The following is a 12,259-nucleotide window of genomic DNA, read 5'->3' as shown; positions in this document are numbered from 1 at the left end:
CTTCGAACCCGTCAGGGTCTGAAGCCTCCTCTTTTTTTATTGTGTGTCTGATCCGGATTACACGCCTGCAGGAAGCGTCTTCTCGATAACTTTATCAACAAGACCGTATTCAGCCGCTTCGGTGGCGCTCATGAAGTAGTCGCGGTCTGTGTCCTTCTCGATCTTCTCCAGCGGTTGACCGGTACGGTCAGCCAGAATGCGGTTCAGCTTGTCGCGCATCTTAAGGATGCGGCGGGCACGGATTTCGATGTCCGTCGCCTGACCTTGAGCGCCGCCCAGCGGCTGGTGAATCATAATTTCGCTGTTTGGCAGCGCAAAGCGTTTGCCTTTGGCACCGGCGTTCAGCAGGAACGCTCCCATGGAAGCGGCCATGCCCACACAGATGGTGGAAACATCCGGCTTGATGTATTGCATTGTATCAAATATAGCCATTCCGGCTGTAATAGAACCGCCAGGGCTGTTCACATACAGGTGAATATCCTTTTCCGGGTCTTCGGCAGCCAGGAACAGCATTTGTGCGATGATGGAGTTGGCTACCACGTCATTAACCTCCGTTCCGAGGAAAATGATGCGGTCCTTCAGCAGGCGGGAATAGATGTCATAAGCGCGCTCACCGCGGTTGCTCTGTTCTACTACCATAGGAATATAACTCACGTGGAAAACCTCCTTGAATTGGTTCTTCGAATGTGTTCATTTTTTACTGTTACCGTATTAACCACATGATAAACAAATTCAAACAAAAAGTCAAAGAAAGTCAAACTTAGTTTATAAAAAAAGAGCCAGCAAGCGGCTCTTTGGTTAATTACTATATGGATGGCGCGCCCGCCAAGAATCGAACTTGGATCTCAGGCTTCGGAGGCCTACGTCATATCCATTGGACCACGGGCGCAACAGAAATTATTATAATATATTTATTTATTAAATGCAACGGAAAATCACAGCGCTGTCAAAACTTCTTCATCCGGCTCCATACCCCCGGGTTTCTAACGACCTTCCATGAGGCGTGAGATGTATAAGATGAAAAGAGGTTGAGAATTATACTCTGCGAAGACTTGCACTCCGCGTGAGTTTTGGGTAGAATATTGGTGGGACTTAAAAAGTTAACCCGGGACATTTTGAGACCATGAACGAGGGAATAAGAGGAAGACGAAGTTGCAGGAGTGAAGGCATGCGTAATTTATTAGAAATCCAAAAGCAGCTTTTGCCTGATCTCATGGATACCCTTAAGAGACGTTACACGATTCTACATCAGATCATGCTGTCCGATATTATTGGGCGTAGAACACTTGCGGCTTCGCTTGATATGACCGAGCGGGTGCTCCGCGCCGAGACGGATCTTCTGAAATCGCAAGGGCTCATTGAGATCGAGAGCGTAGGCATGCGTATAAGCGATGCCGGACGCAGACTGCTTGACTTGCTGGAGCCGATCGCCAAGAGCCTGTTTGGCCTGGATGATCTGGAAGAGAAAATTCGTACAACGTATGGTCTGAACAAAGTGATTGTTGTACCTGGCGATTGCGAAACGTCACCGTTCACGAAGCGTGAGCTGGGGCGCGCAGGAGCCAAGGCATTGCTCGGTGTGCTGCGTTCCGATGATACCATTGCCGTCACCGGCGGTTCAACGCTGGCTGAGATGGCGGATCAGCTGCCACCCCCATTATCCCTTTCCTATAAGAACGCTTGGTTTGTGCCGGCGCGCGGAGGCTTGGGAGAGAGCATGGAGATTCAGGCTAACACCATCGCCTCAACGATGGCCAAGCGGATTGGCGCCAATTACCGTCTGCTGCATGTGCCCGATCTGCTTAGTGAAGATGCATATCAGTCACTGGCGCTTGACGCAAATATTGGAGAGATCGTGCAAATCATCCGCAGATCGCGTATTATTGTGCATGGGATTGGCGATGCCATTGAAATGACCCGCCGCCGCAAGCTGGATGAGGCTACAGTCTCGGAGATTCAAGGCGAAGGAGCGGTTGCCGAATCGTTCGGCTATTATTTCAATGAAGAGGGCCAGGTTGTCCACACCATGCTGACGATGGGATTGCGTCTGGAGGATATCATCCGCACAGAAGTTGTAGTAGGTATTGCCGGCGGCAAACGCAAGGCTAAGGCAATACATGCGATGCTGCGGTTCGGGCAAGAGGATATTCTCGTTACAGATGAGGCTGCTGCTATCGAAATCGGCAAAGAAATCGACAAACAAATGCAGCCGGTGGGGTAATTCCCGAAATATGGGAGGCATGCGAAGTTATTTTGCATTATACTTAACATTGTTGTCTTGACAAGCTTAACCGCCTGTCTTGAATAAATAAAATGAAATCTAGGAGGAACTATTCAATGAGTGTAAAAGTTGGTATTAACGGTTTTGGACGTATTGGACGCCTTGCATTCCGCCGTATTCAAAATGTAGAAGGTATCGAAGTGGTAGCAATCAACGACTTGACTGACGCTAAGATGCTTGCTCATTTGCTTAAATATGATACAACTCAAGGTAAATTCCAAGGAGACGTTGAAGTACATGACGGCTTCTTCAAAGTGAACGGCAAAGACGTTAAGGTTCTGGCTAACCGCAACCCTGAAGAACTTCCTTGGGGCGAGCTCGGCGTTGACATCGTTCTGGAATGCACAGGCTTCTTCACAACTAAAGAAGCTGCTGAGAAGCACCTTAAAGGCGGAGCTAAAAAAGTAGTAATCTCCGCTCCAGCTACAGGTGACATGAAGACTGTTGTATACAACGTTAACCATGACATCCTGGATGGTACTGAAACAGTAATCTCCGGCGCATCTTGCACAACTAACTGCCTGGCTCCAATGGCAAAAGTTCTGAACGACAAGTTCGGAGTTGTTGAAGGCCTGATGACTACTATCCACGCTTACACTGGCGACCAGAACACACTTGATGCTCCACATGCTAAAGGCGACTTCAGACGCGCCCGCGCTGCTGCTGAGAACATCGTTCCTAACACTACCGGTGCTGCTAAGGCTATCGGTCTGGTAATTCCAGAACTGAAAGGCAAACTTGACGGCGCAGCACAACGTGTACCTGTAGCTACTGGTTCCCTGACTGAGCTGGTTACTGTTCTTGAAAAGAAAGTTACTGTTGAAGAACTGAACGCAGCTATGAAAGCAGCTTCCGATCCAGAAACTTACGGCTACACTGAAGATGAACTCGTATCTTCCGACATCAAGGGTATGACTTTCGGTTCCCTGTTCGATGCTACGCAGACTAAAGTTATGACTGTTGGCGACAAACAACTGGTTAAAACTGTTGCTTGGTACGACAACGAAATGTCCTACACTGCACAGCTCGTTCGCACTTTGGAACACTTCGCTAAGCTTGCTAAGTAAGACCCGATTAATATAAGCAGCATCTATAGAGCGGAAACAGAAGTTCCTTGTTTCCGCTCTTTCTAAATGGATTCGTGATGGAACCAATTTTGGGTGTGGAGGAAAAATAATCATGAACAAAAAAAGTGTCCGTGATGTAGAAGTAACAGGCAAACGCGTATTTGTACGCGTAGATTTCAACGTGCCAGTGGAAGACGGCAAGATCACTGATGATACCCGTATCCGCGAAACCCTTCCAACGATTAAATACCTGATTGAGAACGGTGCAAAGGTCATTCTGGCCAGCCACATGGGCCGTCCTAAAGGTCAATTCGTTGATTCCATGCGTCTTACCGTTGCTGCTGTCCGTCTGTCCGAGCTGCTCGGCAAACCGGTAGCCAAGGCTGATGAAGCTGTCGGCGATGCAGTCAAAGCGAAAATTGCTGAGCTGAACAATGGTGATGTGCTTGTGCTTGAGAATGTCCGTTTCTATCCGGGCGAAGAAAAGAACGATCCTGAACTGGCTAAGCAGTTCGCAGAACTGGCTGACCTGTTCGTCAACGATGCATTCGGCGCGGCTCACCGTGCACATGCTTCGACAGAAGGTATCGCTCATTTCCTGCCTGCGGTATCCGGTCTTCTGATGGAGAAAGAATTGTCTGTACTGGGCAAAGCTCTCTCGAATCCAGAGCGTCCTTTCACTGCCATCATCGGCGGTTCCAAAGTTAAAGATAAAATTGACGTTATCGACAACCTGCTGACTCTGGCTGACAACGTTCTGATTGGCGGCGGCCTTTCCTACACGTTCACCAAAGCTCAAGGCTTCGAAATCGGAAATTCCCTGGTAGACAACGACAAAATCGATGCGGCTCTCGGATTTATGGAGAAAGCCAAAGCACTGGGCAAAAACTTCGTGCTTCCGGTTGACGTAGTTGTAGCCGACAAGTTCGGTGCAGATGCCAACACCCAAGTAGTTGATGTGACTGAGATCCCAGCGGGCTGGGAAGGTCTGGACATCGGTCCAAAGACACGTGAAATTTATGCCGACATCATCAAGAACTCCAAGCTGGTTGTCTGGAACGGGCCGATGGGCGTGTTCGAAATCGACATCTTCGCTGAAGGTACAAAGGCTGTAGCACAGGCTTGTGCAACAACTGAAGGCTACACTGTAATCGGCGGCGGTGATTCCGCGGCTGCAGCAGAAAAATTCCACCTGGCTGACCAAATGGACCACATCTCCACTGGCGGCGGCGCATCGCTCGAGTTCATGGAAGGCAAGGCGCTTCCTGGCGTAGAAGCACTGAACGACAAGTAAGACGTAGAAGGTAGAAGGAGGCAATTCATTACTATGAGCAGAACACCTATTATCGCCGGTAACTGGAAGATGTTCAAAACCGTTCCGGAAGCTGAAAGCTTCGTTGCTGAAGTTAAAGGCAAAGCAGAGGTGGAAGGCGTAGAAACTGTTATCTGCGCTCCATTCACGAACCTGCCTGCCCTGGTTGCAGCGGTTAAAGGCACCAGCATCAAAATCGGAGCACAAAACCTGCACTTTGAAGATAACGGTGCTTACACAGGCGAAATCAGCGGCGTAATGCTGAAGGAGCTTGGCGTAGACTATGTTATCATCGGACACTCCGAGCGCCGTGCTTATTTTGGCGAAACGGACGAAATCGTGAACAAAAAGATGCATGCGGCATTCCGCCACGGCATCACTCCAATTGTCTGCGTTGGCGAAAAGCTCGAAGAGCGTGAAGCAGACCAGACGAAAGCTGTCTGCAAGGTTCAAACAGAAGGCGCATTTGCCGGCCTTAGCGCTGAGCAGGCAGCAAGTGTAGTCATTGCCTACGAGCCTATCTGGGCTATCGGTACAGGCAAATCCTCCACTTCACAGGACGCCAACGAGGTTATCGCCTACATCCGTACTCTTGTAAAAGATCTGTACGATGGAGCGACTGCTGAAGCTGTGCGTATCCAATACGGCGGCAGCGTGAAGCCTGAGAATGTAACGGAGTACATGAGTCAAAGCGACATCGACGGCGCACTCGTCGGCGGTGCCAGTTTGCAGCCTGCTTCCTTCGTTTCATTGGTTGAGGGGGCGAAGTAAGGATGTCAGCACCAAAACCTGTAGCATTGATCATCATGGATGGTTTCGGTTTGCGTAACACGACTGAAGGCAACGCTGTTGCCCAAGCCAACAAGCCGAACTATGACCGTTACCTGAAACAGTATCCGAACACTACGCTTACCGCTAGCGGTGAAGCTGTAGGCCTGCCGGAAGGCCAGATGGGGAACTCCGAAGTGGGTCACCTTAACATCGGCGCCGGCCGGATTGTATATCAGGACCTGACCCGTATCGACAAGTCGATTCGTGAAGGGGAATTCTTCGAGAATGAAACGCTGGTTGCTGCTGTAAGAAGCGCCAAATCAACCGGCAAGAAGCTTCACCTGTATGCGCTGGTATCCGACGGAGGGGTGCACAGCCATATCAATCACCTGTTCGCAATGCTTGATCTGGCCAAGAAAGAAGATATGCACGAAGTGTATATCCACGCTTTCATGGATGGACGCGACGTACCTCCCGACAGCGGACAAAAGTTCGTCCGGGATCTGATCGCCAAGATTGAGGAAGTAGGCGTAGGCAAGATTGCTACGGTATCCGGGCGTTATTTCGCAATGGACCGTGACAAGCGCTGGGAACGCGTAGAGAAGGCTTACCGTGCAATGGTCTACGGTGAAGGCCCGAAATATACCGATGCGCTGCAAGCGATCACTGAATCCTACAAGAATTCCGTGTATGATGAATTTGTTGAGCCAAGTGTCATTGTGGACAGCGAAGGCAAACCGACAGCGACAGTAGAGAGCGGCGATTCCGTCGTGTTCCTCAATTTCCGTCCTGACCGTGCGATTCAGTTGTCGCAAGTATTCACCAACTCGGATTTCCGCGGCTTCGACCGTGGTCCTTTGTTCCCGCAAGGCCTGCATTTTGTATGTCTGACCACCTTCAGTGAAACGGTTCAAGGTTATGTAGCTTATTCACCGAAGAACCTGGACAATACGCTGGGTGAAGTGCTTGTACAGCAGAACAAGAAGCAGCTGCGTATCGCGGAAACCGAAAAGTATCCGCACGTAACCTTCTTCTTCAGCGGCGGACGCGATGAGGAGCTTCCAGGCGAAACCCGCATCCTGATCAACTCGCCAAAAGTGGCAACCTATGACCTTAAGCCTGAGATGAGCGCATACGAAGTGGCGGCGGCCTGCGTAGCAGAAATCGAAGCAGATAGACAGGATGCCATTATCCTTAACTTTGCGAACCCTGACATGGTAGGACACTCCGGCATGCTGGAGCCAACCATCAAGGCGGTTGAAGTAACGGATGAATGTGTGGGCAAGGTTGTGGATGCAGTAGTTGCTAAAGGCGGCGTTGCGATCATCATTGCCGACCACGGTAATGCCGATATGGTGTTTGACGAGCAGGGACGTCCGTTCACGGCTCATACCACCAACCCGGTTCCTTTCATCGTGACTAGTGAGCATGTTGTACTGCGCGAATCCGGTATTCTCGCAGATGTGGCTCCGACAATCTTAGATCTGATGGGACTTCCGCAGCCAGCGGAAATGACCGGACAATCCATGATTGCCAGCCGCAAATAAGATGAACCCCGGCAATACCTGCAACACTAAAAACCAATGTTAAAAGGAGATTAACTTACATGACTATTATTTCTGATGTGTACGCTCGCGAAGTCCTCGACTCCCGCGGTAACCCTACTGTAGAGGTTGATGTTTATCTGGAATCCGGCGCTAAAGGCCGCGCTATCGTTCCTTCCGGCGCTTCCACTGGCGCTCATGAAGCTGTAGAGCTTCGTGACGAAGACAAAAACCGTTACCTGGGCAAAGGCGTTCTGAAAGCTGTTGAGAACGTGAACGAAATCATCGCTCCAGAAGTTATCGGTATGGACGCTCTTGACCAGCTGGGTATCGACAAAGCGATGATCGCTCTGGACGGAACTCACAACAAAGGCAAACTCGGCGCTAACGCAATCCTGGCTGTGTCGATGGCTGTTGCCCGCGCTGCTGCTGCTGCTCTGGACGTTCCTTTGTATGTATACCTGGGCGGATTCAACGCTAAGCAACTTCCAGTTCCAATGATGAACATCGTTAACGGCGGCGCACATGCCGACAACAACGTTGACGTACAAGAGTTCATGGTTCTGCCAGTTGGCGCACCTAGCTTCAAAGAAGCTCTTCGTACAGGCGCGGAAATCTTCCACGCTCTAAAATCCGTACTTAAAGGCAAAGGCCTGAACACTGCAGTTGGCGACGAAGGCGGATTCGCTCCTAACTTCACTTCCAACGAAGATGCACTGTCCTCCATCATGGAAGCTATCGTAAAAGCCGGTTACAAACCAGGCGTTGACGTATTCCTGGGTATGGACGTTGCTTCCACCGAGTTCTTCAAAGACGGTAAATACCACCTGGAAGGCGAAGGAAAATCCTTCACTCCTGCTGAATTCGTTGACCTGCTGTCTTCCTGGGTTGATAAATACCCAATCATCACTATCGAAGATGGCTGCTCCGAAGATGACTGGGAAGGCTGGAAATTGCTCACTGAAAAATTGGGCAACAAAATCCAGCTCGTTGGTGATGACCTGTTCGTAACCAACACTGAGCGTCTGAGCAAAGGTATCGAAGAAGGCATTGGTAACTCCATCCTGATCAAAGTTAACCAAATCGGTACTTTGACTGAAACCTTCGATGCAATCGAAATGGCAAAACGTGCAGGCTACACTGCAGTTGTATCTCACCGTTCCGGTGAATCCGAAGACAGCACCATCGCTGATATCGCTGTGGCAACCAATGCCGGCCAGATCAAAACAGGTGCTCCTTCCCGTACAGACCGTATCGCTAAGTACAACCAATTGCTTCGCATCGAAGACGAACTGGGTGAACTGGCTCAATACAACGGCCTGAAATCCTTCTACAACCTCAAAAGATAATTGCTTTTGAGATAAGCTGCACGAGGCCTGCCGAATCCGGCAGGCTTTTTTTACATATACCTATTAAGAAAACTCTATTCTACCAGGTGGAAGGTTGTATTCGTATCAGGGCTATGATAAAATAAAAATGCTGTTTATGAGACGTGAAACCTAATTTAGCATAGATAGTGATGCTTGGACGTAGGAGGTGGAAGTGAATGGATATCTTTTTGAAAATAGTGCTCCTGATTTTTTCCGTCGGTCTGATTGCGGTCGTTCTTCTGCAAAAAGGGAAAAGCGCAGGTCTCTCCGGTGCCATCTCCGGCGGTGCTGAGCATCTCTTCGGTAAAACCAAAGCACGCGGTATGGAGCTCGTACTGCAGCGTGTTACGGTTGGATTAGCGGCAGGATTCTTTATTATGTCGATTCTTGTGGCTGTTCTGGTTGACTAAATTGCTTACAGTAAGCCTTTGCTCTATTCTGAATGGAATGGGGCAGGGGCTTTTTTGTTATAACCTGAGGTCCTTGATCTTAACAGGGATGCTTGAGATTGATTTCGTGTATACTAGGGTATGAGGTATATAGAGGTAAAATTTACTTGAATGAGTACAGGCAGTATAGGACAAGACATACATATATGCCAGCGGCATGAACAATGCTGCGGAGGGCCGAGGTGACGAAGTTGATAACACAAGAGCAATTACTGGAGTTCATGCGGGAGACCGCTTATAAACCGCTCACGTACGATGAACTGGTGAGCCATTTCGCGATAGAGGATAGTGAATCGTTCAAAGCCTTCGAGGAACTGCTGCTTGGATTGGAGCAGGACGGAAGGATGATACTGACGCGCAATGGCCGCTACGGTGTGCCGGAGCGGATGGATATGCTGCGCGGGCGCGTGCAGGCACATGCGAAGGGTTTTGCTTTTCTGATTCCTGATGACCGCGATCATCCCGATATTTACATTAATGCCAATGATCTGAAGGGCGCAATGAACGGCGACATTGTACTGGTGCGCATAACGTCGCGAAGCTGGTCTGGCGGGCGTATGGAAGGCGAAGTCGTACGGATTGTTAAAAGAGGGGTGCTGCAAACGGTCGGCGTGTTCCAAAGCCTGGAGACTTACGGCTTTGTGCTGCCGGATGATAAGCGGATTAACCGCGATATTTTTATCCCTAAGCAGTCCTTCAAGGGAGCAGTTGACGGCGAGAAGGTTGTCGTACGGATTGTGAGCTACCCGGAAGGCCGGGCAGCGGCGGAAGGGGAAATTATCGAGATTCTCGGGCATAAGGATGATCCTGGGGTGGACATTTTGTCGGTGATCCGCAAACACCAGCTTCCGGAGGCTTTTCCGGCTGAAGTCATGCGTGAAGCGGAGCAGGCGCCGGATTCGATTACGGAGGAAGAAATCATCCAGCAGGGACGCCGCGATCTGCGCGGGCTGAACATTGTCACGATTGACGGCGCGGATGCCAAGGACCTGGATGATGCGGTAAATGTGCAGCGTCTGGAGAACGGGCACTACAAGCTGGGCGTGCATATTGCCGACGTCGGCTATTACGTTCGTGAAGGCTCTGAGCTGGACAAGGAAGCTTATGACCGCGGCTGCAGCGTATATTTGGTGGACCGGGTTATCCCGATGCTCCCGCATCGCCTGTCGAACGGCATTTGCAGCTTAAATCCTAAGGTGGACCGGCTGACGATGTCCTGTGAGATGGAATTCGACGAGCATATGAAGGTCGTGAAGCATGATGTTTTTACGAGTGTAATTCGTACCAAAGAAAGAATGACATACTCCGATGTCCGCAAAATCGTTGAAGATGAAGATCCCGAGCTGCTGGAACGCTACAGCCCGCTGATTGAGGACTTCCGCCTGATGAAAGAGCTCGCTATGAAGCTTCGCGATGCACGGATGCGGCGCGGTGCGGTTGATTTTGACTTCGAGGAGAGCAAAATCATCGTCGACGAGACCGGCAAAGCAGTTGATATCGTAAAACGTGAGCGCTCGGTGGCGGAGCAGATTATCGAGGAATTCATGCTGGCGGCAAATGAGACGGTGGCGGAGCATTTCCACTGGCTGAAGGTGCCTTTCCTATACCGGATTCACGAAGATCCGGACCCGGAGAAGCTGCAGAACTTCATGGCCTTCGCGGCTAACTTTGGCTATCATGTCAAAGGCCGGGGCAACTCGGTGCATCCGCGCGCCCTGCAGGATTTACTGGAGCAGATTCAAGGCACGAAGGAACAGACGGTAATCAGCACCATGATGCTGCGCTCCATGAAGCAGGCGAAATATGATGCGGAGAACACGGGCCACTTCGGTCTGGCAGCGGAATTCTACTCGCATTTCACCTCGCCGATCCGCCGTTACCCCGACTTGGTCATTCACCGTGTAATGCGTGAGGTCATGGAGAGCGGCGGAGCGCTGACGGAAAAGCGTCATGAATATCTCGCCAGCCGGATGCCTGACATTGCCCAGCAGTCCTCGGAACGCGAGCGTGTGGCGGTGGAGGCGGAGCGTGATACGGAGCAGTTGAAGAAGGCTGAGTATATGCAGGACAAGGTAGGCGAAGAATTCGACGCCATGGTCAGCAGTGTAACCAACTTCGGCATGTTCATTGAGCTGGATAATACCGTCGAAGGCCTGATCCGTCTCAGCGCGCTGACCGATGATTATTACCACTTCGACGAAGCCCACATGGCGCTCATTGGCGAGCGCACGTCCAAGGTGTTCCGCATTGGCGACGAGGTGAAGATTCGCGTCGCCAAGGTCAACATGGACGACTACACGATTGACTTCGAGCTGGTCGACATGAAGCCGCGCGCGGCTGGCGAGCACCGCAGCTACGGCGGCCGCCCCGGCAAGGGCGGCCGTGGGGGTAACGGCGGCTTCGCCAAGCCGTTCGGCAAAGCCGGCGGCAAGGGCCGCGCCGGCGGTAAGGGCAAGCCCGGCAGCGCAGCAGCGGGCAAAGGCAAGTCCGGCGCGGGGGCACGCGCCTGGGAAGAGCCGCGCGCAGCGGCAGAGGCCAGCGGCGGTGCATCGGCTGGCGGGCGCGGCAAGCGCGGGGGCGGCGGCCCGGCAGAGGCAGCGCGCCGGGCCTTCGCGGCCGTGGAGCGCGGCGGCGGCAGCGCGCGCGACCGGGACCGCAGCGGCGGGCGAAGCCGCGGCGGTGAGGCCGGAGGCGGTGCCGGGGGACGCGGCATCAGCTTCGGCTTTGGCTCCGGCAAGGGCGGCTACGGCGCCCCTACAGGCGGAGCAGAGGGCAGCGAGCTACGCGGCGTAGACGCCAGCACGCGGTTCCGCAGCCGCGAGGATCTCGGCAGCGGGGCAAAGGCGGGCGGCGGCGGAGACAAGAGCCGCCGCAAAAAGAAGAAGAAGGGCGGCGTCTTCATCAGCCCTTCCGTGACGCCAGGCAACATCGAGCGGAGCGACAAGAGCGGCAATTCTGAGGGCAGCGGCCGCCGCAAGAAGAAGAAAAAAACGAAAGAATAAGCAGAATGCGATAAGAGCGTTGTTTCCTTTGTGAGGGAGCAGCGCTTTTTTTGAAAATGATTAGTAACGCTTGTGTCATCATAGCCTCCCTTGTATGATCGTTAAAATTGCTCAGCGCAGGGGAGGATCTCAGAGCAATCGCTTACGAAATGAATCACGAGATTGGAAGAAGTGGAAAAAGGAAACCTAATCTGCGAATTTCACTGATTTTTTGGTGATTAGATGGAGAAAGTAGACTTAATTCTCTCCATTTCCATCCATTCAGTGATTTTATAAGGAAATAAGTGGAGTTTTTCCTGCTAACCATCCGGGGGAGGAGTCACTCAGCGGAATGAAGTGGAGAAATTCAGACTGTTGAGAAAGTCCATTTCTAAGCTGCAAAAGCTAAATGGAAATCCAAACGGCGTCCAATGAGATGAATTTCACAGGTACTCATATACAAACGGAGAACATGGGCCTCCTT

Annotated in this window: 9 protein-coding genes and 1 tRNA gene; 8 read left to right on the top strand and 2 right to left on the bottom strand. The window is 51.5% G+C overall.

Going from position 1 to position 12,259, the window contains the following annotated elements:
* Positions 1 to 57: 57 nt before the first annotated feature.
* Both clpP and AC0LWN_RS31285 read right to left on the bottom strand, forming a co-directional pair.
* On the bottom strand, positions 58 to 654 hold the full coding sequence (gene clpP, locus AC0LWN_RS31290) for an ATP-dependent Clp endopeptidase proteolytic subunit ClpP (RefSeq protein WP_458967108.1): 597 nt from the start codon (positions 652 to 654) through the stop codon (positions 58 to 60).
* Positions 655 to 814: 160 nt separating this feature from the next.
* Positions 815 to 889 (bottom strand) — tRNA-Arg (locus AC0LWN_RS31285).
* A 279-nt stretch (positions 890 to 1,168) separates the two neighbouring features.
* Between AC0LWN_RS31285 and AC0LWN_RS31280 the strand changes: the two genes are divergently transcribed.
* From AC0LWN_RS31280 to rnr, 8 genes are all read left to right on the top strand, one after another.
* A complete protein-coding gene (locus tag AC0LWN_RS31280; protein WP_474672290.1) occupies positions 1,169 to 2,221 on the top strand; it encodes a sugar-binding transcriptional regulator in 1,053 nt (350 codons plus the stop codon).
* A 116-nt stretch (positions 2,222 to 2,337) separates the two neighbouring features.
* Positions 2,338 to 3,348 (top strand): type I glyceraldehyde-3-phosphate dehydrogenase, encoded by a 1,011-nt coding sequence (gene gap, locus AC0LWN_RS31275; protein WP_458967110.1) that lies wholly within the window; start codon positions 2,338 to 2,340, stop codon positions 3,346 to 3,348.
* Positions 3,349 to 3,460: 112 nt separating this feature from the next.
* Complete coding sequence (locus tag AC0LWN_RS31270; RefSeq protein WP_474672287.1) at positions 3,461 to 4,642, top strand: phosphoglycerate kinase; 1,182 nt, start codon at positions 3,461 to 3,463, stop codon at positions 4,640 to 4,642.
* A gap of 33 nt (positions 4,643 to 4,675) precedes the next feature.
* Positions 4,676 to 5,431, top strand: a complete 756-nt coding sequence (gene tpiA / locus AC0LWN_RS31265) for a triose-phosphate isomerase (protein WP_474672285.1) — start codon at positions 4,676 to 4,678, stop codon at positions 5,429 to 5,431.
* A 2-nt stretch (positions 5,432 to 5,433) separates the two neighbouring features.
* Positions 5,434 to 6,978, top strand: a complete 1,545-nt coding sequence (gene gpmI / locus AC0LWN_RS31260) for a 2,3-bisphosphoglycerate-independent phosphoglycerate mutase (RefSeq protein WP_474672283.1) — start codon at positions 5,434 to 5,436, stop codon at positions 6,976 to 6,978.
* A gap of 59 nt (positions 6,979 to 7,037) precedes the next feature.
* Complete coding sequence (eno, locus tag AC0LWN_RS31255) at positions 7,038 to 8,324, top strand: phosphopyruvate hydratase (protein ID WP_474672281.1); 1,287 nt, start codon at positions 7,038 to 7,040, stop codon at positions 8,322 to 8,324.
* Positions 8,325 to 8,521: 197 nt separating this feature from the next.
* Positions 8,522 to 8,755, top strand: coding sequence for a preprotein translocase subunit SecG (gene secG / locus AC0LWN_RS31250; RefSeq protein WP_019914346.1), 234 nt, complete (start codon positions 8,522 to 8,524; stop codon positions 8,753 to 8,755).
* A 230-nt stretch (positions 8,756 to 8,985) separates the two neighbouring features.
* Positions 8,986 to 11,796 (top strand): ribonuclease R, encoded by a 2,811-nt coding sequence (gene rnr, locus AC0LWN_RS31245; RefSeq protein ID WP_474672358.1) that lies wholly within the window; start codon positions 8,986 to 8,988, stop codon positions 11,794 to 11,796.
* Positions 11,797 to 12,259 lie beyond the last annotated feature (463 nt).

It is taken from the genome of Paenibacillus sp. sgz302115 (genome assembly GCF_056120445.1).
The sequence above is the reverse complement of the archived record's forward strand: the minus strand, read 5'-3'. Positions and strand labels throughout refer to the sequence as shown.